13 protein-coding genes are annotated in these 22,037 nt (G+C 60.1%); 7 read left to right on the top strand and 6 right to left on the bottom strand.

From position 1 onward, the window contains the following. The first annotated feature begins 280 nt into the window (after positions 1-280). The 4 genes from aceE (at position 281) to msrA (ending at position 8,302) form a co-directional block, all read left to right on the top strand. Positions 281-2,926, top strand: a complete 2,646-nt coding sequence (gene aceE / locus AACY30_RS13580; protein ID WP_339415598.1) for a pyruvate dehydrogenase (acetyl-transferring), homodimeric type — start codon at positions 281-283, stop codon at positions 2,924-2,926. 11 nt (positions 2,927-2,937) lie between these two features. Continuing rightward, positions 2,938-4,581 carry a dihydrolipoyllysine-residue acetyltransferase gene (gene aceF / locus AACY30_RS13575; RefSeq protein WP_339540473.1) on the top strand — a complete coding sequence of 548 codons (1,644 nt, stop codon included), beginning with the start codon at positions 2,938-2,940 and terminating at the stop codon, positions 4,579-4,581. Between the two features lie 316 nt (positions 4,582-4,897). Continuing rightward, the gene (locus AACY30_RS13570; protein ID WP_339540472.1) at positions 4,898-7,582 is read left to right on the top strand and encodes a putative bifunctional diguanylate cyclase/phosphodiesterase; all 2,685 of its coding nucleotides are present in this window, start codon (positions 4,898-4,900) and stop codon (positions 7,580-7,582) included. A gap of 72 nt (positions 7,583-7,654) precedes the next feature. Then, a complete protein-coding gene (msrA, locus tag AACY30_RS13565) occupies positions 7,655-8,302 on the top strand; it encodes a peptide-methionine (S)-S-oxide reductase MsrA (protein WP_065875274.1) in 648 nt (215 codons plus the stop codon). A 79-nt stretch (positions 8,303-8,381) separates the two neighbouring features. Here msrA and AACY30_RS13560 read toward each other — a convergent pair whose 3' ends face one another. Beyond that, positions 8,382-9,218, bottom strand: a complete 837-nt coding sequence (locus tag AACY30_RS13560; protein ID WP_049710361.1) for a 23S rRNA (adenine(2030)-N(6))-methyltransferase RlmJ — start codon at positions 9,216-9,218, stop codon at positions 8,382-8,384. Positions 9,219-9,467: 249 nt separating this feature from the next. Here AACY30_RS13560 and AACY30_RS13555 point away from each other — a divergent pair, with 249 nt between their 5' ends. Beyond that, on the top strand, positions 9,468-10,745 hold the full coding sequence (locus tag AACY30_RS13555) for an O-acetylhomoserine aminocarboxypropyltransferase/cysteine synthase family protein (protein WP_339540471.1): 1,278 nt from the start codon (positions 9,468-9,470) through the stop codon (positions 10,743-10,745). Here the strand turns inward: AACY30_RS13555 and AACY30_RS13550 are convergent. The 3 genes from AACY30_RS13550 to putP form a co-directional block, all read right to left on the bottom strand. Further along, positions 10,731-11,414: a DUF4123 domain-containing protein gene (locus AACY30_RS13550; protein ID WP_339540470.1), complete on the bottom strand. Its 684-nt coding sequence runs from the start codon at positions 11,412-11,414 to the stop codon at positions 10,731-10,733. The two genes, AACY30_RS13555 and AACY30_RS13550, sit on opposite strands and share 15 nt — an antisense overlap. 27 nt (positions 11,415-11,441) lie before the next feature. Then, positions 11,442-13,418 (bottom strand): type VI secretion system Vgr family protein, encoded by a 1,977-nt coding sequence (locus tag AACY30_RS13545; protein ID WP_339540469.1) that lies wholly within the window; start codon positions 13,416-13,418, stop codon positions 11,442-11,444. A 203-nt stretch (positions 13,419-13,621) separates the two neighbouring features. Continuing rightward, positions 13,622-15,106 carry a sodium/proline symporter PutP gene (gene putP, locus AACY30_RS13540; RefSeq protein WP_339469251.1) on the bottom strand — a complete coding sequence of 495 codons (1,485 nt, stop codon included), beginning with the start codon at positions 15,104-15,106 and terminating at the stop codon, positions 13,622-13,624. Positions 15,107-15,567: 461 nt separating this feature from the next. Between putP and putA the strand changes: the two genes are divergently transcribed. After that, positions 15,568-19,521 (top strand): trifunctional transcriptional regulator/proline dehydrogenase/L-glutamate gamma-semialdehyde dehydrogenase, encoded by a 3,954-nt coding sequence (putA, locus tag AACY30_RS13535; protein WP_339469250.1) that lies wholly within the window; start codon positions 15,568-15,570, stop codon positions 19,519-19,521. Between the two features lie 158 nt (positions 19,522-19,679). Beyond that, the gene (locus AACY30_RS13530; RefSeq protein ID WP_339540468.1) at positions 19,680-21,482 is read left to right on the top strand and encodes an acyl-CoA dehydrogenase; all 1,803 of its coding nucleotides are present in this window, start codon (positions 19,680-19,682) and stop codon (positions 21,480-21,482) included. On the opposite strand, the gene AACY30_RS13525 is transcribed toward AACY30_RS13530, so the two are convergent. Beyond that, positions 21,479-21,772 (bottom strand): cell division protein ZapA, encoded by a 294-nt coding sequence (locus AACY30_RS13525; protein ID WP_314566837.1) that lies wholly within the window; start codon positions 21,770-21,772, stop codon positions 21,479-21,481. The two genes, AACY30_RS13530 and AACY30_RS13525, sit on opposite strands and share 4 nt — an antisense overlap. Then, positions 21,769-21,999, bottom strand: a complete 231-nt coding sequence (locus AACY30_RS13520; protein WP_339415589.1) for a hypothetical protein — start codon at positions 21,997-21,999, stop codon at positions 21,769-21,771. Before AACY30_RS13520 ends, AACY30_RS13525 begins: the two co-directional genes overlap by 4 nt. Positions 22,000-22,037 lie beyond the last annotated feature (38 nt).

Below are 22,037 nucleotides of genomic sequence, written 5' to 3'. Positions count from 1 at the left end.
AGTTGTTGGCAGGGAACATTAAACTTCCACCTTTTCTTGTTCGCAAAAGATCAACAATAACGATTATGCTCACCAGCCAGACCGAGCCATACGCTCAGTCTTGTGTAGTTTTACTACTCGTATATACATTCGAAAGGCTGAAATGGCCGACGACTTGTAGTAAAACTACAGGACGCCGAAGCAACCTTCGGCCATCCAAGAATTTATGTCGTCTGCCCACAAGGCCAGTCGCAAACTTCAGGCAACCGATTCTGGTAGCCTTTCCGCCCTGGAGCAAGCCATGCAAGACCTCGATCCCGTCGAAACCCAGGAATGGCTGGACGCCCTGGAATCGGTTCTCGACAAAGAAGGCGAAGACCGTGCTCACTACCTGATGACCCGTATGGGCGAACTCGCGACCCGCAGCGGCTCGCAACTGCCTTACGCCATCACTACGCCATATCGCAACACCATCCCCGTTACCCACGAAGCACGCATGCCTGGCGACCTGTTCATGGAACGCCGCATTCGCTCGCTGGTACGCTGGAACGCCATGGCGATGGTAATGCGCACGAACTTGAAAGATTCTGACCTGGGCGGTCACATCTCCAGCTTCGCTTCCAGTGCAACTCTTTATGACATCGGCTTCAACTACTTCTTCCAGGCCCCGACCGAGGAACACGGCGGCGACCTGATCTACTTCCAGGGCCACACCTCTCCAGGCGTTTACGCCCGTGCGTTCATGGAAGGCCGCATCACCGAAGACCAGATGAACAACTTCCGCCAGGAAGTGGACGGTGGCGGCCTGTCGTCGTACCCGCACCCTTGGCTGATGCCTGATTTCTGGCAGTTCCCGACCGTTTCCATGGGTCTGGGTCCAATCCAAGCGATCTACCAGGCACGCTTCATGAAGTACCTGGAAGCCCGTGGCTTCATCCCTGAAGGCAAACAGAAGGTCTGGTGCTTCCTGGGCGACGGCGAGTGTGACGAGCCGGAATCCCTGGGCGCCATCTCCCTGGCTGGCCGCGAGAAGCTCGACAACCTGATCTTCGTCATTAACTGCAACCTGCAGCGCCTCGACGGCCCGGTTCGCGGTAACGGCAAGATCATCCAGGAACTCGAAGGTGTGTTCCGCGGTGCTCAGTGGAACGTGACCAAAGTCATCTGGGGCCGTTTCTGGGACCCACTGCTGGCCAAGGACGTCGACGGTATCCTGCAACGTCGCATGGACGAAGTCATCGACGGCGAGTACCAGAACTACAAAGCCAAAGACGGCGCATTCGTGCGTGAACACTTCTTCAACACGCCAGAACTCAAGGCGATGGTTGCAGACCTGTCCGACGACGAGATCTGGAAACTCAACCGTGGCGGCCACGACCCGTACAAGGTCTACGCGGCGTACCACGAAGCGGTCAACCACAAAGAACAACCCACCGTCATCCTGGCCAAGACCATCAAGGGTTATGGCACCGGTGCCGGCGAAGCGAAGAACACTGCCCACAACACCAAGAAAGTCGATGTCGACAGCCTGAAGTTGTTCCGCGACCGCTTCGACATTCCGGTCAAGGACGAAGAGCTGGAAAACCTGCCGTTCTTCAAGCCTGAGCCAAACAGCGCCGAAGCCCGCTACCTGAGCGAGCGTCGCACTGCACTGGGCGGTTTCGTGCCACAGCGCCGCGCCAAGAGCTTCAACATCCCGACACCACCGCTGGATACCCTCAAGGCGATCCTGGACGGCTCGGGCGACCGTGAAATCTCCACCACCATGGCCTTCGTGCGGATCCTCGCGCAGCTGGTCAAGGACAAGGAAATCGGTTCGCGCATCGTCCCGATCATCCCGGACGAAGCCCGTACCTTCGGTATGGAAGGCATGTTCCGTCAGTTGGGCATCTACTCCTCCGTCGGCCAGCTCTACGAGCCAGTCGATAAAGACCAGGTGATGTTCTACAAGGAAGACAAGAAGGGCCAGATCCTCGAAGAAGGCATCAACGAAGCGGGCGCCATGAGCTCCTTCATCGCTGCCGGTACTTCGTACTCCAGCCACAACCAGCCGATGCTGCCGTTCTACATCTTCTACTCGATGTTCGGCTTCCAGCGTATTGGCGACCTGGCGTGGGCAGCAGGCGACAGCCGTACCCGTGGCTTCCTGATCGGCGGTACCGCCGGCCGGACTACGTTGAACGGCGAAGGCCTGCAACACGAAGACGGTCACAGCCACATCCTGGCTGCCACCATCCCGAACTGCCGCACCTTTGATCCAACCTACGGCTATGAGCTGGCGGTGATCATCCAGGACGGCATGAAGAAGATGACTGAAGAGCAGCAGGACGTTTTCTACTACATCACCGTGATGAACGAGTCCTACCAGCAACCTGCCATGCCGGCCGGTGTTGAAGAAGGCATCATCAAGGGCATGTACCTGCTCGAAGAAGACACCAAGGAAGCGGCGCACCACGTGCAGCTGATGGGCTCCGGCACCATCCTGCGTGAAGTGCGCGAAGCGGCGAAGATCCTGCGTGAAGAGTTCAACGTCGGCGCTGACGTGTGGAGCGTTACCAGCTTCAACGAGCTGCGTCGCGACGGCCTGGCCGTAGAGCGCAGCAACCGTCTGCACCCAGGCCAGAAGCCTGCGAAGAGCTACGTCGAAGAGTGCCTGGCCGGCCGCAAAGGTCCGGTGATCGCCTCTACCGACTACATGAAGCTGTTTGCTGAACAGATTCGCCAGTGGGTCCCGTCCAAGGAATTCAAAGTCCTGGGCACCGACGGTTTCGGCCGCAGTGACAGCCGCAAGAAGCTGCGTCACTTCTTCGAAGTTGACCGTCACTTCGTGGTGTTGGCAGCCCTGGAAGCCTTGGCTGACCGTGGTGAGATCGAACCCAAGGTGGTGGCTGACGCTATCGTCAAGTTCGGGATCAACCCGGAAAAACGCAACCCACTGGACTGCTGAGGAGATTTTTTGTGAGCGAACTCATTCGCGTACCTGACATCGGCAGCGGTGAAGGTGAAGTAATCGAGCTGTTTGTGAAGGTCGGCGACACCGTCGAAGCCGACCAGAGCATCCTGACCCTGGAGTCGGACAAGGCGAGCATGGAAATCCCTGCTCCCAAGGCCGGCGTGGTCAAAAGCCTGAAAGTGAAGCTGGGCGACCGCCTGAAAGAAGGCGACGAACTGCTGGAACTGGAAATCGAAGGTGCCGCTGATGCGGCCCCTGCTCCGGCGGCTCCTGCTGCCGCTGCTGCACCTGCACCGGCTGAAAAACCTGCTGCCGAGGCCCCTGCGGCCCCGGCGGCTGCCCCTGCCGCCGCCAGCGTTCAGGACATTCATGTCCCGGACATCGGCTCGTCGGGCAAGGCCAAGATCATTGAGCTGCTGGTCAAGGTCGGTGACACTGTCGAAGCCGACCAATCGCTGATCACCCTGGAGTCCGACAAGGCCTCCATGGAAATCCCTTCGCCGGCTGCCGGCGTGGTGAAAAGCATTGCAGTGAAGTTGGAAGATGAAGTCGGCACTGGCGACTTCATCCTCACGCTGGAAGTGCAAGGCGCTGCACCTGCTGCCGCTCCAGCACCGGCCGCTGCTCCAGCCGCCAAAGCTGAAGCTGCACCGGCTGCCGCTGCACCTGCACCTGCTGCAAAAGCCGAGGCCGCACCGGCCCCTGCGGCTGCCGCACCTGCGCCAAGCGGTGCCAAGGTTCACGCCGGTCCAGCCGTGCGTCAATTGGCCCGTGAATTCGGCGTTGAGCTCAATGCCGTATCGGCAACCGGCCCTCACGGCCGCGTGTTGAAGGAAGACGTGCAGGTCTACGTCAAATCCATGATGCAAAAAGCCAAGGAAGCGCCGGCTGCCGGTGGCGCTACCGGTGGTTCGGGCATTCCGCCGATCCGCACCGTGGACTTCAGCCGCTTCGGCGAAACCGAAGAAGTGCCGATGACCCGCCTGATGCAAATCGGCGCGTCGAGCCTGCACGCGAGCTGGCTGAACATCCCGCACGTGACTCAGTTCGACCAGGCCGACATCACCGACCTGGAAGCTTTCCGCGTTGCGCAGAAAGCCGTGGCCGAGAAGGCTGGCGTGAAACTGACCGTGCTACCACTGCTGCTCAAGGCGTGTGCGCACCTGCTCAAGGAACTGCCGGACTTCAACAGTTCGCTGGCGCCAAGCGGCAAGGCAATCATTCGCAAGAAATACGTACACATCGGCTTTGCCGTCGACACACCGGAAGGTCTGCTGGTACCGGTCATCAAGAACGTCGATCAGAAGAGCCTGCTGCAACTCGCTGCCGAAGCCGCTGCGCTGGCTGCCAAGGCCCGCGACAAGAAGCTCACCGCAGACGACATGCAAGGCGCATGCTTCACCATCTCCAGCCTCGGTCATATTGGCGGCACTGGCTTCACGCCAATCGTCAACGCGCCGGAAGTGGCGATCCTGGGTGTGTCCAAGGCCACTATCCAGCCTGTGTGGGACGGTAAAGCGTTCCAGCCTAAGCTGATGCTGCCGCTGTCGCTGTCCTACGATCACCGCGTGATCAACGGCGCCGCTGCTGCTCGCTTCACGCAGCGCTTGAGCCAACTGCTGAACGACATCCGCACCATCCTGCTGTAAGCCTCAACGGGCCTCCTCCTCACCGAGGGGGCCTGGCTGCACCGATTTCCGAGCGCCACGCTCGTCCCTCAACCCCGCCACTTGGCGGGGCTTTTTTTGCCTGTTCCCCGGCAGGAAGCTGGATAAAGAAGACAGGTTTGTACACCTTCCATCATTCCGATTGAAGAAACCCCTCCCGCGGCCGATAACACCCTTATAGCACTTAGCCTTCATCCTCTCTTGTCAGCCCGCGCCGCATGATGCAACCTTGCCGCAGGCAACAGAAAAGAGGGCGTAAGCCCGGCGCCGTGCGCGTTATTTCAAATGAGTCTGCCCCATGAAAAGCCAACCCGATGTCGCCCGAATGGCGGCCGAGGTAGTGACGCAGTTACCGGTGCCTTCGCGCCTCGGTATGCTGCGTTTCGAGCGGCTGAATGAGGCAAGCTGGGCCCTCCTTTACCTCGACCCCAATTGCGAGCGCCAATTCGGTGTGTCGGCCGTTGAGCTGTGTGACCAGCTCGGCACGCCCTACGCCAGCCTGATGGAACCCCAGGCGCGCTATGAACTGCACGACACCATCCAGCAGCAACTGGCCCTGAGCCCTCACTACTTGGTGCGCTATACCCTGCATACCAATGATGGCCCGCTGAGCCTGCTGGAAATGGGCGAAGCCTTTAAACAACACAATCGCCACCTGCTGCGCGGCTACCTGATGGTGGTCGACGGCCTGTTCAGTGAACTCCCCGCTGCCGTGCCCACGGCAGACCTGGAAAACCAGAACAGCCGCCTGCAGATCGCCCTGGAGCTCAACCAGCGCGCCCAACAGGAACAGTTGCAACACCTGGAGCGGGTGCGTGCCCAGCAGGAGTTGATCCTGCTGCTGGCCCGCCAACGCTACACCACCAATAATTCGTTGCAAGAAGCCGCTGAGCTGATCACCCGCAGCGCCTGCGATATCTACCAGATCGACTGCGCAAGCATCTGGAACCTCGAAGGCCAACGCCTGGTGCCCATCTCGGCCTACCACCGCGACCACCAGCAGCACCACCTGCCCGGCTCCATTGACGCAAGCTGCTTCCCGGATTACCTCGAAGCCCTGCACACCAGCCGCGCCATTGACGCCACCAACGCCTTGCGCGACCCGCGTACCTGGGAAATGGCCGAGAACAAAGACATTAACGCCATGCTCGACGCGAGCATCCGCGTCGATGGCCAGGTCGTCGGCGTTTTGTGCCTGGAACAAAGCAGCTGCACGCGCGCCTGGCAGGCCGATGAAATTGCCTTTGCCGGCGAACTGGCCGATCAGTTCGCGCAAGTCATCAACAACCACAACCGCCGCACTGCCACCAGTGCCCTGCACTTGTTCCAGCGTGCAGTGGAACAAAGCGCCAACGCGTTTTTGCTGGTCAACTGCGACGGCGTGGTGGAGTACGTCAACCCGAGCTTTACCGCGATCACCCAGTACAGCGCCGAAGAAGTCCACGGCCACCGCCTGGCCGAATTGCCGGCGCTGGAAAACTTCAGCGAATTACTGTTCGACGCACCGTCGAGCCTGGCCAAGAGCAACAGCTGGCAGGGCGAATTCAAAAGCCGGCGTAAAAACCTCGAACCCTACTGGGGCCAACTGTCAATTTCCAAGGTCTATGGCGATAACCGTGAGCTGACGCACTACATCGGCATCTACGAAGACATCACCCAGACCAAGCTGGCCCAGCAGCGCATCGAGCGCTTGGCCTACACCGACAACTTGACCAACCTGGGCAACCGCCCCTCGTTTATCCGCAACCTGGATGAACGCTTTGCACGTGACAGCGACAGCCCGATCAGCCTGTTGCTGGTGGACATCGATAACTTCAAGCGAATCAACGACAGCCTTGGCCACCAGACCGGTGACAAACTGTTGATCAGCCTGGCGCGCCGCCTGCGCAACAGCCTGAGCGCCAGCGGCAGCCTGGCGCGCTTTGCCAGTAACGAGTTTGCAGTGCTGCTCGACGACATCGATTTGGAGACCGGCCAGCAGGTCGCCAGCCAACTGCTCGCGACCCTCGACAAACCGATGTTCGTCGATAATCAGTTGATCAGCGTCACCGGCTCCGTGGGCCTCGCCTGCGCGCCGCTGCATGGCCGCGATCCGCAAACCCTGATGCGCAACGCCGGCCTGGCCCTGCACAAAGCCAAGGCCAACGGCAAACACCAGGTGCAAGTGTTTACCGAAGCCCTGAATGCCGAAGCCAGCTACAAACTGTTCGTGGAAAACAACCTGCGCCGCGCCCTTACCCAGAACGAGTTGGATGTGTTCTACCAACCCAAGCTGTGCCTGCGTAGCGGTCGCCTATTGGGCATGGAGGCGCTGCTGCGCTGGAACCACCCGGAAAAGGGCATGATCCGTCCCGACCAGTTCATCAGCGTCGCTGAAGAAACCGGGCTGATCATTCCCATCGGCAAATGGATTGCGCGCCAGGCCTGCCGCATGAGCAAGCAACTGAGTGCCGCCGGCATGGGCAATCTGCAGGTGGCGATCAACCTGTCGCCCAAGCAGTTCTCTGACCCGGACCTGGTCGCGTCGATTGCCACGATCCTCAAGGAAGAACAACTACCGGCCAACCTTCTGGAGCTGGAGCTGACCGAAGGTTTGCTATTGGAAGCCACCGAAGACACGCGCTTGCAACTCGATCAGCTGAAAAGCTTTGGCCTGACACTGGCCATGGATGACTTCGGCACCGGTTACTCGTCGCTGAGCTACTTGAAAAAATTCCCCATCGACATCATCAAGATTGATCGCAGCTTTATCCACGAAATCCCGGATAACCAGGACGACATGGAAATCACCTCGGCGGTGATCGCCATGGCCCACAACCTCAAGCTCAAGGTCGTGGCCGAGGGCATTGAGACGGCCAAGCAACTGGCGTTCCTGCGCCGGCACCGTTGCGATGTCGGCCAGGGCTACCTGTTTGACCGGCCGATCCCCGGCGCAGAGCTGCTCGAGAAGCTCAAACGCTATCCGCGCGGGCCAATCGCCTGACAGCGCTGTAACACTCGGGCACACTGGCGGTCTGACTTCTTATCCAATTCAACCTGACTGAGAGGACTGATCATGGTCTTGCGCTCGGAAATTCTGGTGAACAAAAACGTGCTGCCTACTCAAGAACAAGCTTTGCCTGGTCGTGAAACCCCAATGACGCTGCCAGAGACTCATTTCGTCAACGGCAACCCGCTGCTGGGCCCGTTCCTCGATGACGTCGGTTTTGCGATCTTCGGCCTGGGTTGTTTCTGGGGCGCCGAGCGCAAGTTCTGGGAGCGCGATGGCGTGGTCAGCACCGTGGTGGGTTACGCCGGCGGCTACACGCCGAACCCGACCTATGAAGAAGTATGCTCAGGCCTGACCGGCCACAGCGAAGTAGTGCTGGTGGTATATGACCAAGCCAAAGTGAAATATGAAGACCTGCTGAAGATGTTCTGGGAACTGCACAACCCAACCCAGGGCATGCGTCAGGGGAATGATATTGGCAGCCAGTACCGCTCGGTGATCTATGCGACCACGCCGGAGCAGTTGGCGGCGGCGCAAGCCAGTGCTGATGCCTATCAGGCTGAATTGACCAAGGCCGGCCTGGGTGAGATCACGACGGAAATCGAAGAAGCGCCGACGGTGTACTTCGCCGAGACGTATCACCAGCAGTACCTGGCGAAGAACCCGCAGGGCTACTGCGGGATTGGCGGTACAGGCGTGAGCTGTCCGATCTGAAGATCGGAGCTGCAAGTTTCAAGCTGTAAGCTGCAAGTAAAAGCAGCAACCACCACTTACAGCTTGAAACTTGCAGCGTTCATTCAGCAATAAGCCAATCCATCTGCCACCCGCCCTGGGTCTGCCCAAGCTTCTTCGACAACCACGGCAGCAGCTCACGCAATTCCTCCTCCAGGCCCCACGGCGGGTTGGCGATTGCCAGGCCCGAGCCGGTCAGGGTGTTGGGCGTGTCCAGCGGATGCACCAGCAACTCCACACGCAACAACTTCGGCGCACCGGTGCCGGCCAGGTCCTGGTAGAAACGGCGCAACAGGCGCTGGTCCTTCACCGGGTACCAGATGGCCGCGACGGTCTGACGCATGCGGCTCACGGCTTCCTTGAGGGACGCCGCGCAACGTTGCATCTCGTCGAGCTTCTCGAACGGCGGATCAATCAGCATCAGCGCACGCTTTTCCGGCACCGGCAGCAAGGCACGTGGCACATGCCAGCCTTCGCCCAAGTGCACCTTGACCCGGCGATCACCTTTCATGTTGTCCTTGAGCAGCAGACCGTCTTCCGGATGCTTTTCATTGAGCAGTACGCGGTCCTGTGGACGCGTGAGGCGCCGCGCCAGCTCCGGTGAGCCCGGGTAGTAGCGCAACTCGCCATCCGGGTTCATCTCATGCAACACACGCATGTAATCGGCGGTCAGCGGCGGCAGGTCACTTTCGCCCCACAGGCGCGCGATGCCTTCCAGGTATTCACCGGTGCGGTTGGCCTGGTCGCCCTGCAGGTCGTACAGACCGATGCCGGCGTGAGTGTCGAGGTAGGCGAACGGCTGCTCCTTGCGCGACATCAGGGCGATGAGGCGGGTCAAGGTCAGGTGTTTGAAGACATCGGCGTGGTTGCCGGCGTGAAAGGCGTGACGATAATTCATGGTTGCTCCTGCGCAGGGGGCGAAGTTTACCTTTTACGGGCGCAAAGGTGCAGGGCGGTGTGCCGGGCGGTGCTTATGTCAAAAGCACAGACGTTATGCCGAAAATGATCTAGCGGGTTATGTGGGGGCGGGCTTGCCCGCGATGCCGGCGCTGCGGTATTACCAAGTACCGCGATGATGCTATCGCAGGCAAGCCAGCCCCCACCTTGCAGGGGGCGCCCACAGAGTCCAGGGAGGTCAATAATTTTCATGAAAGACGCCACCATCGCATTGCACCACGGCTTCAAGTCCGACCCAACCACCAAGGCCGTCGCCGTACCGATCTACCAGAACGTCGCGTTCGAATTCGATAACGCCCAGCACGGCGCCGATCTGTTCAACCTGGACGTGCCTGGCAATATCTACACGCGAATCATGAACCCCACCAATGACGTGCTGGAGCAGCGTATCGCCGCCCTTGAAGGCGGTATCGCCGCCCTGGCCGTGTCGGCCGGCAGCGCCGCAATCCACTACGCGATCCAGACCCTCACCCGGGCCGGCGACAATATCGTCACCACCCCGCAACTCTACGGCGGCACTTACACCCTGTTCGCACACTTGCTGCCAAGCTTTGGCGTCGACGTGCGTTTCGCCCGCAACGACTCCGCCGACGCCATCGCCGAACTGATCGATGACAACACCAAGCTGGTGTACTGCGAAAGCATCGGCAACCCAGCCGGCAATATCATCGACCTGGAAGCCTTGGCCAAGGTGGCCCACGCCCGAGGCGTGCCGCTGATGGTGGATAACACCGTGGCCACGCCGATCCTGTGCAAACCGATCCAGTTCGGTGCCGATATCGTGGTGCACTCGGTGACCAAGTACATCGGTGGCCACGGCAATTCCCTGGGCGGTGTGATCGTCGACAGTGGCTCCTTCCCCTGGACCGACTACCCAGAGAAATTCCCCGGCCTCAACACCCCGGAGCCCGCGTATCACGGCGTGGTCTACACGGAAAAATTCGGCCCTGCCGCCTTCATCGCCCGCGCCCGCACCGTACCGCTGCGTAACACCGGCGCGGCGCTGGCCCCCATGAACGCCTTTCTCCTGCTGCAAGGCCTGGAAACCCTGGCCTTGCGCATGGAACGCCATACCGAAAACGCCCTGAAAGTTGCGCAATTTCTGCAAGACCACGCGGATGTCGAGTGGGTCAGCTACGCCGGCCTGCCAGACCATCCCCATCACGTATTGGCGCAGAAATATATGCAGGGTAAACCGTCGGCGATCCTGTCGTTTGGCCTGAAGGGTGGTTACGAGGCCGGTGTGCGCTTCTACGACGCGCTGCAAATCTTCAAGCGTTTGGTAAATATCGGCGATGCCAAATCCCTGGCCTGTCACCCCGCCTCTACCACCCATCGGCAGATGAACGAGCAGGAACAAGCCAAGGCCGGCGTGAAGCCGGAGATGATTCGCCTGTCAGTCGGTATCGAGGCGATTGAAGACCTGATCGAAGATCTGCAGCAGGCACTGGGTTCAACTCAGCTCTGAGGCCAGATAGTCGGCCAGCGCCTGATGGCTGACATCCAGACCGCGCGAGAAGTAGACGACCTTGTGCTGCAAGGTCGTCGGCGTGAACGCGGTGTAGAGGTCGGGGCGCTGCTCTTCCAGCCACTGCAGCAAGTTGCCGATAAGAGTCTGCGGCGATTGCCCGGCCAGGTGTTCCAATAACGGTGAAGGCACCCGCCACCACGGGCTGGCTTTAGCCGCCGTGACCGGGCCAGTCCCAACGGTCAGCGACTGGCCATTGATCAGGTAATGCTGGAATACCGGCAACACCTCGCCACCCACTTGCTGGAGGATGGGTAGCATCTGATCGCCATCCCATAAACGCAAAAACACCTCCTGGCCATCGGGCAGGTACACCTTGGTCAAGCCTTGAAGATGTGCCACTACCCTTTCCAACGAGCTCAACGATATGGCCAGCCACCCCCAATCCGTTGCGTCAGTGGAGGCGGCCCAATCGAGGAAAGGGCTGCCCGGTTCGACGATACCCACGTAGGGCATTACCTCTTCCCATTTCGCGTAGGCGGTGCCAGCCCAAATGGGTTGCAGTGGGGCGCCGACGGCAAGCGCTTTCCAAGCCTCCAAGGGCTTGGCGTCGCTGGCAGCGCCCAGTACCGCGAAGAGCTGTTCACCAGCAAGCAAGGGTTGATGCATCGACGTAAATTCCTTTTAAAGTGGAGGTCAGGTGAGATCACACTGGCCGTTTTTACAACGCTCACACTCTTCGCAAAACGGCGCGCTGCGCTTCAGACTGGCGATTTGCACACGACTCAGCGGTGCAGGAATCACGGCCAGCAACTTCTCTTTCACGCCAGGAATCAACGGCGCGGATGTCGGAACGGCGGAGCCGCCGAGCTGAATCGGTACGCTGCTGAAAATTCCGCCCGCAGACAGGGTGATCGACTGCCCACCCGCCTGAATCGTGACGGTCACGCCCGCATCAATGACAACGCTTTGCCCTGCCCCCATCTGGATGGTCTGCCCGGCGCGCACCTGCTGCGAGCCGCCAACCACCAGATGGTCGTCCTGCTTGAGGTCGGTCACGCGGTTGCCATGGGTTATGCGCTGCTCTTCGCCTTGCTGTTCATGGTGCGACTCACCGCCCACCTTCACCCGATGGTCATGCAGCACATGCTGCGTCCAATCACGCTGGGCACGCAGGTAGATTTCCTCGGCCCCCTTGCGATCTTCAATGCGTAGCTCGTTGTAGCCCCCCCCACCTGGGCTGCTCTGGCTGCGGAAAATGCTGCGGGTCTTGTCCGCCGGCAGGTCGAGGGGCAGCTGTGTTGCGGCGTTTGCCAGGCAGCCCACCACCAGTGGCATGTCCAGGTCGCCATTGACGAAGCCCACCAGCACTTCCATGCCGACTCGCGGGATCACGACCGAGCCATAACGATCATGCGCCCAGGCGCTGGCAACCCGCAGCCAGCAACTGGAATGGTCGTTATGCTCTGCGGCACGATCCCACGCCAACTGCACCTTGACCCGGCCGTATTCATCACAATGAATTTCACTGTCGACGGGGCCGGTCACCGTTGCGTTTTGATAGCCAGCAATGCTCGGGCGAGGCTGCTCTGGCATTGGCGGCCGGAAAATCACATCCCACGGGGCGGCGGCGAATTCGTTGCGATAGCCCTGGCGAAAATCCCCGCCCGACACCTCGGTTACAAGCTCTTCCAGTACCTGGGGCTGCTTGCCCTCATGGGTTACTTTCGTCACCAGCCACAAGGCGTTCCAGTCTTCGCGCGGGTGACCGGCGAGCCTGAGGAACCGTCCGCTGACCAGAGCGGGTTCATCACCACTGCCACAGGCGACACGATAGTCGCTGCGATGACGCTCCAGGCCACGCTGTGCGAGGTATTTGCCATGGGCACGGTCGCTGAAGTGGCCGGGGTAATCCTGCGCTTCGAGCTTGGGTAACTGCTCGCCAGACACCGCGCTTTCCAGTGCCAGGCTGGGTTTGCGAAAGTCATAGTCGCGCAGGTTGATTGCCGTGGCGCGGGTCTGCACCTGCACCGTAAACCGCTTGATCGCCGGGGTGTCCGCGACCATCCCGGAACCGGGAGTGTAAGGAGTAGGCTGATCCGCCTGGACAAAAACCGTCTGGTCATCGCCAAATACCAGCACATGCGCCTCGGCCGAATGCTGGAAGTGATAGTGAATACCCAACTCGGCACAAAGCCGCTGAATGAAGGCCAGATCAGTTTCGCCAAACTGCACGCAATACTCGCGCTCGGGGTAGGTGCCGCTGAGCCGGAACTCGAAGCGGTCGCTCTGGATCCCCTGCCCCTCCAGCACCTGCGCAACAATCTGCGGTACTGTCTTGTGCTGGAAAATACGCTGGTGACTGCTGTGCGCCAGATAGGCGAGCTGCGGTACAAGCGTCATTTGATAACGCGTCAGTCGGCGCCCTGAATCACCTTGCGCCACTCGGTGAACCAGACCATGAACGCCATGGCCACGATCATCAAATCCGAGATACACCGGGTGATGCAGCAGACTTTCCAGGTCGAGATCGGGCTGCTCGGCGACCAGTTCGAGTTCAAAACGGTAGGGTTGGCTGATGGACTCAACACCCATGAACTCGAACACCTTGAGTTCACTGGGCTCCCCATCGAGGGTCAGCGTGAAGGCACTTTGATTGGCAGGAGCGAACATCCGGTGTTTCTCTGCGAGGGATAGGTGGCAGATTCTGCACCACCGCTTCACCTTGCTGAGCACACCCCAAACAAATCAGTAAAACCCTACACGCACGCGCCAGAACTTTCTTAAGTCCGACGTAAAGCGCACACAAAAAAAGGCCCGCCATCTGTAGGACGCGGGCCTTTTTTCAATTCGTAGGGCGCTTAGCGCCCGTCGAATTACTTATTGAGGTTGTAGTCTTTTTCCGCCGCATCAAAGCGCTCAACCATACCCGCAGTCGGTGCGCCCATCTTGCTCACGAAGTAGATCGCGAGGCTGGCGAAGATGAAGCCAGGGATGATTTCGTACAACCCCAGCAATTCGAAGTGTTTCCACACGATCACGGTGATCGCGCCGACCAGGATACCGGCCAGTGCGCCGTCGCGGGTCATGCCTTTCCAGATTACCGAGATCAGCACCACAGGACCGAACGCAGCGCCGAAGCCAGCCCAGGCATAGCTCACCAAGCCCAATACACGGTTTTCAGGGTTGGCAGCCATGCCGATGGCGATCAGGGCAACCAGCAGCACCATCAGGCGACCGACCCATACCAGCTCAACCTGGGAGGCGTTTTTGCGCAAGAAGGTTTTGTAGAAGTCTTCGGTCAGGGCGCTGGAACACACCAGCAATTGGCAGCTCAAGGTGCTCATCACGGCAGCCAGGATGGCCGACAGCAGTACACCGGCAATCCATGGGTTGAACATCAGCTTGGCCAGCTCAATGAACACACGCTCGTGGTTCTCGGTCACAGGGCCTGCCACTTCCGGATGCGCCGAGAAGTAAGCGATACCGAAGAAACCCACCGCCACGGTGCCGGCCAGGCACAGGATCATCCAGGTCATGGAGATACGACGTGCCTTGGCAATTGACTTCACCGAATCCGCCGCCATGAAACGCGCGAGGATGTGCGGCTGGCCGAAGTAACCCAGGCCCCAGCCCATCAGCGAGATGATGCCGATGAAGGAGGTGTTTTTCAGCATATTGAAGTTGTCGGGGTTCTTGGCTTCGATCGCCAGGAAGGTGGTGTCAACGCCCCCGGTGGCGAGCAGCACGATGATCGGCGTAAGAATAAGCGCGAAGATCATCAGCGTGGCTTGTATGGTATCGGTCCAGCTCACTGCCAGGAAACCACCGACGAAGGTGTAGGCAATGGTCGCTGCAGCACCGGCCCACAGCGCGGTCTCGTAGGACATGCCGAAGGTGCTTTCGAACAGGCGGGCACCGGCCACGATGCCGGAGGCGCAGTAAATGGTGAAGAACACCAGGATCACCACGGCGGAGATGATCCGCAGCAGGCCGCTTTTATCTTCGAAACGGCTGGAGAAGTAATCCGGCAGGGTCAGGGCGTCACCGCTGTGCTCGGTCTGGACCCGCAGGCGACCGGCGACGAACAGCCAGTTGAGGTAGGCACCGACGATCAGGCCGATAGCGATCCAGCTTTCCGACAGGCCGGACATGTAGATCGCGCCCGGCAGGCCCATCAACAACCAGCCACTCATATCGGAAGCGCCGGCCGACAAGGCAGTCACCACGCTACCGAGGCTGCGACCGCCCAGGATGTAATCGGAAAGGTTGTTGGTGGAGCGATAGGCCATGAAGCCGATCAGCACCATTGCTGCGATATAGATCACGAACGTGATCAGGGTTGGATTACTAACGCTCATAGGAGTGACGTCCTGGCTTTGTTTTTATGTAGCGACGGTCTGTCAGACGGCCACCCACTGCAAGTAGGATAGACGTAGCTGCGTGCCGCGCATTTATGACTGACGTTTCCCCAGGAAAGCCGTCAGCCGATGAACCGACTCACCGGAGTGGTTGCACCTTGGCCGCGAATGCTATTCAACAAACCAAATAAGGTGCAACCAGTTTCGTGAGAATAAGTTGCACCTTGATGTGAAAAGTACAAAACACCCTGTTTTTGCTACTTTTCGGAGCAAGAACAGCCGATCTCAGAAGCAAACGCACCAAGGCAGAGCCAATTCCGCCGAGGGCCATTTTATTTCACGTACCCGTGCGAAAATTTCATGCATAAAAAGGGTTGCACCCGGTTGCACCTCTGCATGCGCAAAGCTAATCTTGCCGCCAGCTGATGCCACTCGGTAGTGGCACCCATGAGGATAAGAAAATGGCTACGACCACCCTTGGGGTCAAACTTGACGACCCAACCCGCGAGCGCCTCAAGGCTGCCGCGACCTCCATTGATCGCACGCCGCACTGGCTGATCAAGCAGGCGATTTTCAATTACCTGGAGAAACTGGAGGGTGGTGCAACCCTGACTGAGCTCGATGGCTTGAGCAGCAAGGAAGCAGACGACGCAGGCGAGGTCCAGAACGACCACGCCCACCAGTGCTTCCTTGAGTTCGCCGAGAGCATCCTGCCGCAGTCCGTACTGCGCGCCTCGATCACCGCCGCTTACCGCCGCCCAGAGCCGGAAGTGGTGCCGATGCTGATCGAGCAGGCTCGCCTGCCAGCGCCTATGGCCGAGGCTACCAACAAGCTCGCCGCCTCGATTGCCGAGAAGCTGCGCAACCAGAAAAGTGCTGGCGGCCGTGCCGGGATTGTTCAGGGCCTCCTGCAGGAATTTTCCCTGTCTTCCCAGGAAGGCGTGGCACTGATGTGCCTGGCCGAAGCGCTGCTGCGCATCCCGGACAAAGGCACCCGTGACGCACTGATCCGCGACAAGATCAGCACCGGCAACTGGCACCCTCACGTGGGCAACAGCCCATCGCTGTTCGTTAACGCCGCCACCTGGGGCCTTCTGCTGACCGGCAAATTGGTCGCCACGCATAATGAGGCAGGTTTGACCTCGTCCCTGAGCCGCATCATCGGCAAAAGCGGCGAGCCGATGATCCGCAAGGGCGTCGACATGGCTATGCGCCTGATGGGCGAGCAGTTCGTCACCGGCGAAACCATCGCCGAAGCCCTGGCTAACGCGAGCAAATTCGAAGCCAAGGGTTTCCGTTATTCCTACGACATGCTCGGTGAAGCCGCGCTGACTGAGCACGATGCGCAGAAGTACCTGGCCTCGTACGAACAAGCCATTCACTCCATCGGCAAAGCCTCCCATGGCCGTGGGATTTATGAAGGCCCGGGCATCTCCATCAAGCTGTCGGCACTGCACCCGCGTTACAGCCGTGCGCAGTACGAACGCGTGATGGATGAGCTGTACCCGCGCCTGCTGTCCCTGACGCTGCTGGCCAAGCAATATGACATCGGCCTGAACATCGACGCCGAAGAAGCAGACCGCCTGGAGCTGTCGCTCGACCTGCTGGAACGCCTGTGCTTCGAGCCGCAACTGATCGGCTGGAACGGCATCGGTTTCGTGATCCAGGCCTACCAGAAGCGTTGCCCGTATGTGATCGACTACGTCATCGACCTGGCGCGCCGCAGCCGCCATCGTCTGATGATCCGCCTGGTAAAAGGCGCGTACTGGGACAGCGAGATCAAGCGCGCCCAGGTTGAAGGCCTGGAAGGCTACCCGGTGTACACCCGCAAGGTTTACACCGACGTTTCCTACATTGCCTGCGCACGCAAGCTGCTGTCGGTGCCGGAAGTCATCTACCCGCAGTTCGCCACGCACAACGCCCACACACTGTCGGCTATCTACCACATTGCGGGTCAGAACTATTACCCCGGCCAGTACGAGTTCCAATGCCTGCACGGTATGGGCGAACCACTGTACGAGCAGGTTGTAGGCAAGGTTTCCGAGGGTAAGCTCAACCGTCCGTGCCGCGTGTACGCACCGGTGGGTACCCACGAAACACTGCTGGCTTACCTGGTACGTCGCCTGCTGGAAAACGGCGCGAACACCTCGTTCGTCAACCGCATCGCCGACCAAGCCATCTCGATTCAGGAACTGGTGGCCGATCCTGTGGCCAGCATCGAACAAATGGCTACGCTGGAAGGCGGCTTCGGCCTGCCGCACCCGCGCATCCCTTTGCCGCGTGACCTGTATGGTAGCGACCGCGCCAACTCGGCCGGTATCGACCTGGCCAACGAACACCGCTTGGCCTCGCTGTCCTGCGCCCTGCTGGCGACCGCTCACAACAACTGGAAAGCGGCGCCGATGCTCGGTTGCGCTTCCAGCAATGAATCAGCGGCACCGGTACTGAACCCGTCCGACCTGCGTGATGTGGTCGGCCATGTGCAGGAAGCCACTGTCGAAGACGTCGACAACGCTATCCAATGCGCCATCAATGCAGGCCCGATCTGGCAGGCCACCCCGCCCGCCGAACGTGCCGCGATCCTGGAACGCGCCGCCGACCTGATGGAAGGCGAGATCCAGCCACTGATGGGCCTGCTGGCCCGTGAAGCCGGCAAGACCTTCGCCAACGCGATCGCTGAAGTGCGCGAAGCCGTGGACTTCCTGCGTTACTACGCCGTGCAAGCGCGTAACGATTTCACCAACGACGCCCACCGCCCACTGGGCCCGGTGGTGTGCATCAGCCCGTGGAACTTCCCGCTGGCGATTTTCAGTGGTCAAGTCGCCGCGGCACTGGCTGCCGGCAACCCGGTACTGGCCAAGCCTGCCGAGCAGACGCCGCTGGTGGCCGCCCAAGCCGTGCGCATCCTGCTCGAAGCCGGTATTCCGGAAGGCGTGCTGCAATTGCTGCCGGGTCAAGGCGAGAGCGTGGGTGCGCGCCTGGTCGGTGATGATCGCGTCAAAGGCGTGATGTTCACCGGCTCCACTGAAGTCGCACGCCTTCTGCAACGCAATGTCGCCGGTCGCCTGGATGCCCAGGGCCGTCCGATTCCGCTGATCGCCGAGACTGGCGGCCAGAACGCGATGATCGTCGACTCCTCGGCGCTGACTGAACAAGTGGTCATCGACGTGGTGTCCTCGGCCTTCGACAGCGCCGGCCAACGCTGCTCGGCCCTGCGCGTACTGTGCCTGCAGGAAGATTCAGCAGAGCGTGTGATCGAAATGCTCAAGGGCGCCATGGCGGAATGCCGCTTGGGTAACCCGGAGCGTCTGTCCGTCGACATCGGCCCGGTGATCGACGCCGAAGCCAAGGCCGGCATCGAGAAACACATCCAGGCCATGCGCGACAAAGGCCGCAATGTGTATCAGGTGGCTATCGCTGATGGCGAAGAGATCAAGCGTGGCACCTTCGTGATGCCAACCCTGATCGAGCTGGAAAGCTTCGACGAACTGCAACGCGAGATCTTCGGCCCGGTGCTTCACGTGGTGCGCTACAAGCGCAAAGAGATCGACCAGCTCATCGGCCAGATCAATGCTTCCGGCTATGGCCTGACCCTAGGCGTGCACACGCGTATCGACGAGACCATCGCCAAGGTGATCGACAACGTCAATGCCGGTAACGTCTACGTGAACCGCAACATCGTCGGCGCCGTGGTCGGCGTGCAACCGTTCGGCGGCGAAGGCCTGTCGGGTACTGGCCCGAAAGCGGGTGGCCCGCTGTACCTGTACCGCCTGTTGTCGACGCGTCCTACGGATGCCATCGAGCAATCCTTCGTACGTGGCGACGCATTGGCCGCGCCGGACGTGCGCCTGCGTGATGCCATGAGCCAGCCGCTGACCGCCCTGAAAACCTGGGCCGACAGCAATAAGTTCAGCGACCTGAGCGCCCTGTGCAGCCAATTCGCCGCGCAATCGCAAAGCGGTATCACCCGCCAACTGGCCGGCCCGACCGGCGAGCGCAACAGCTACGCCATCCTGCCCCGCGAGCACGTACTGTGCCTGGCGGACGTGGAAGGCGACCTGTTGACTCAATTGGCGGCGGTATTGGCGGTGGGCGGTTCGGCGGTATGGCCAGAAACCGAGCTGACCAAGGCGTTGTTCTCACGCCTGCCTAAAGACATTCAGGCGAAGATCAAGCGCGTGGCCGACTGGACCAAGGATGAAGTGGTGTTTGACGCGGTTCTGCATCACGGTGATTCCGACCAGCTGCGAGCGGTGTGCCAGCAAGTGGCCCAGCGCGGTGGCGCAATTGTTGGGGTGCATGGTTTGTCGCAAGGCGAAACAGCGATTGCGCTGGAGCGTTTGGTGATTGAGCGTGCGTTGAGTGTTAACACGGCGGCGGCGGGTGGCAATGCCAGCCTGATGACTATCGGTTAAGCAGCAGCCGCAAGTTTAAGCTACAAGCTGCAAGTAAAAGCACGCCGCTCTTACTTGTAGCTTGAAGCTTGTGCCGCCCCATCACCCCCATCTATCTTCCTTCCCCGTTTTTATCAGCGCTCCTAGACTGCGGCATACTTTTCTACAGGTAATCCGCCATGTCCGAGACGCTGCTCAGTTCCCGCAATCTGGCTTTCGAGCTGCACGAAGTCCTCGATGCAGAGGGCCTGACCCAGCGCGAGCGGTTTGCCGAGCACAATCGCGAAACCTTCGATGCGGCCATCAGCACCGCGCGCAACATCGCCGAAAAGTATTTCGCCCCCCACAACCGCAAGAACGACGAGAACGAACCGCGCTACGAGAACGGCGCAGCCATCCTGATCCCGGAAGTCAAACCGGCGGTGGATGCCTTCCTTGAAGCCGGCTTCCTCAACGCGGCCCGCAGCTTCGAAGCAGGCGGCATGCAACTGCCCACCCTGCTGTCTCAAGCCTGTTTTGCGCACTTCCAGTCAGCGAACGCGGCGTCCACTTCCTACCCATTCCTGACCATGGGCGCCGCCAACCTGATCGAAAGTTTCGGCACCGACGATCAGAAACGACGCTTCCTGCAACCGATGATCGACGGCCGCTTCTTCGGCACCATGGCCCTGACCGAACCCCATGCGGGCTCGTCGCTGTCGGATATTCGTACGCGCGCGGAGCCTTCGGCTGACGGCACCTATCGACTCAAGGGCAACAAGATCTTCATCTCCGGTGGCGACCACCCGCTGTCGGAAAACATCGTGCACATGGTGCTGGCCAAGCTGCCGGATGCGCCCGCTGGGGTGAAGGGCATTTCGTTGTTTATCGTGCCCAAGTTCCTGGTCAACGACGATGGCAGCCTGGGCGAGCGCAACGACGTGCTGCTGGCGGGGCTGTTCCACAAGATGGGCTGGCGCGGGACTACGTCCACCGCGCTCAACTTCGGCGATAACGGTAGTTGCGTCGGTTATCTGGTGGGCAAACCGCACCAGGGTCTGAGCTGCATGTTCCAGATGATGAACGAAGCGCGCATCGGCGTCGGCATGGGAGCGGTGATGCTCGGTTACGCCGGCTACCTCTACTCGCTGGAATACGCCCGCGAACGCCCGCAAGGTCGCCTGCCCGACAGCAAAGACCCCACAACGGCTCCGGTCTCGATCATTCAGCACGCAGACATCAAGCGCATGCTGCTGACCCAAAAATCCTACGTGGAAGGCGCCTTCGACCTTGGCCTCTACGCTGCACGGCTGTTCGACGACACCACCACCCTGGCAACTGAAGCTGAGCGCAAGCACGCCCACGAACTGCTGGACCTGCTCACGCCTATCGTCAAATCCTGGCCTTCGGAGTTCTGCCTCAAGGCCAACGAACTGGCAATCCAGATTCTCGGCGGCCATGGCTACACCCGCGAGTACCCGGTGGAACAGTACTACCGCGACAACCGCCTGAACCCGATCCACGAAGGCACGCACGGGATCCAGTCCCTGGATTTACTGGGGCGCAAGCTCGCGCAGAACGGCGGCGCGGGGTTGAAGCAACTCATACGACTGATTGCCGAAACCGGTGCACGGGCGCAGGAATACCCAAGCCTGACCGCACTAAGGGAACCGCTGGAACAGTTGGTCAACCGCCTGCAAAGCGTCACCATCGGCCTGCTGACGGATCTCGCCCAAGGCAAGGTCAACAGCAGCCTGGCAAACTCGGCGCTGTACTTGAAGGTGTTCGGGCATACGGTGATTGGCTGGCGCTGGCTGGAACAGGCGATTCGCGCCGAAGAAGGATTGGCCAGGGGCAATGCGGCGGATGTGGCCTTTTATAAAGGCAAGCTCCAGGCCGCCCGGTACTTCCTGACCTGGGAAGTACCGAGCTGCCATCATGAACTGGCAATTCTGGAGGCACGCGATGACACGTGCCTCGGCATGCAGGATGAGTGGTTCTAAGGCGTACCGATCGCCTTGGAAATCACATCGACCGTGGCGCTGACTTGCTCTTGGTAACGGTCGAGTTCCTGCTGGTGAGCCTGCTGCATTTCGATCTGCTCGGCGCACAGGTTCAGCGCCGCCAGCACCAGTAGTTTGTCACCGATCAGGGTCGGGTACTTTTTCTTGGTGGTGGCAAGGGACGCCTTGAGCAGGGTCACGGCGTGCATCAGGGTTTTGTCTTCCCCGGCCGGAGCCTTGATCGAGTAATCCTCTCCGAGAATCGAAACGACCTTTATCCCTTCACTCATGCGTTGACAGGCCCTGCGCTCACACGCTCAACCAGCGCCTGGATACGGGCGGCGGTAGCGCCGTGCTTTTCTTCCTGCTCCATCAGGTTCAGTTGCAGGCTGTCGTTCTCATCCTTGGCGCGGGCCAATTCCGCTTTTAGGGATTCGGTGGTGCCCAGCAGATCCTGATTTTGTTGTACCAAGTCGCTGACGAGTTGTTCCAATTGGCTGAGGGATGCTTCTAACATTTTGATTTCTCTGGCTTTTAAAAGGGCGGTGACGATAA

It is taken from the genome of Pseudomonas sp. RA_5y_Pfl1_P24, from assembly GCF_963970945.1.
GTDB classification, from domain to species: Bacteria; Pseudomonadota; Gammaproteobacteria; order Pseudomonadales; family Pseudomonadaceae; genus Aquipseudomonas; species Aquipseudomonas tritici.
The sequence above is the reverse complement of the archived record's forward strand: the minus strand, read 5'-3'. Positions and strand labels throughout refer to the sequence as shown.